Raw genomic sequence first — 587 nt, 5'->3', positions numbered from 1 at the left:
CGCTCGCAAATGCCTTCGCACTTGCCTTGAAGATATCGGTCAATCGCAAACCTGGGACGCACGGAAAGTCAGGAAAGACGGTTCGGTCCTGTGGGTACGTGAAAATGCCAAAGCCATGGTTTGGGCCGATGACGAGCCAATTGTCCTCATAGCCTGTGAAGATATCACCGCAAAAAGGCGGACGGAACTTGCCTTGCAGCGCAGCGAAGCTCATTTGGCTCAAGCCCAGGAGTTGAGCCACACAGGCAGCTTCGGCTGGAACGTGGCCACCGGCGAGGTTTTTTGGTCAAAGGAGCTATTTCAAATCTTCCAATTGGATCCGGAGACGACACCGAGTCCGCAACTCGTCGTTGAACGCACCCATCCTGAAGATAGGGCTTCCGTCCAAGAGACGATAGATCGAGCGATGCAAGAGCCCAAGGAGTTCGAGCATGAATACCGAGTGCTGCTACCGGACGGCTCGGTGAAGCACATCCATGCGCAGGCGCGAGCCAGGACAACCGCCTCTGGTGACATCGAGTTTGTCGGGGCGGCGACGGATGTCACGGCCACAAAGCAAGCAGAACAACAGCTACGCCGCAGTGAAG

The 587-nt window shown here is 56.2% G+C and carries 1 protein-coding gene; it reads left to right on the top strand.

What is annotated here, in order from left to right:
- Positions 1-587, top strand: a 587-nt coding sequence (locus H8A95_RS43440) for a PAS domain-containing protein (protein ID WP_229188507.1), incomplete at both ends; no start/stop codon positions are given.

This window comes from Bradyrhizobium oropedii (genome assembly GCF_020889685.1).
Lineage (GTDB): Bacteria > Pseudomonadota > Alphaproteobacteria > Rhizobiales > Xanthobacteraceae > Bradyrhizobium > Bradyrhizobium oropedii.
The sequence above is the reverse complement of the archived record's forward strand: the minus strand, read 5'-3'. Positions and strand labels throughout refer to the sequence as shown.